General features: G+C 76.7%; 1 protein-coding gene. It reads right to left on the minus strand.

Annotated features, from left to right (window positions below):
* A partial coding sequence (locus G3I71_RS47480; protein WP_164325159.1) for a hypothetical protein occupies window positions 1-451 on the minus strand: 451 nt, incomplete at both ends.

Below are 451 nucleotides of genomic sequence, written 5' to 3' on the forward strand. Positions count from 1 at the left end.
GGCCAGGCCGGCGGGGTCCCGGCCGGCCTGCACGCTCAGCGAGGTGAAGACCGGCGTGAGCAGCACGGTGGGGGCGAGGCACGCGGCCGCGACGAGCGGTGCGGCCGCGGAGACGCTCGCGAGCGCGGCGGTCGACAGCATCACGCCCGCGATCACCACGTCGAGCTCGCGCTGCGCCACGAAACCCAGCGCGGACAGCTGGTTCCGCCACGAGTACGCCCACAGCTCACGGGTCTGCGCGCGGTCGGTGGGGCGGCGGGCCTCGCGCAGCAGGTGCTGCCGGCACAGGACGACGCCCAGGAGGACGGCGACGCCGGCGTCGGCGAACGACGCGAGGAGCAGGCCGGGCAGGCCCTGGTCGGTGAGCAGGGCCCACGCGATCCCCCCGGCCAGGACCGCACGCGCCGCGAGCGACTGCACCGCGACCGCGATGAACCTCGAGTGCGCCGCG

Origin of the sequence: Streptomyces sp. SID12501 (assembly GCF_010550245.1) — a bacterium.
Taxonomy (GTDB): Bacteria; Actinomycetota; Actinomycetes; order Streptomycetales; family Streptomycetaceae; genus Streptomyces.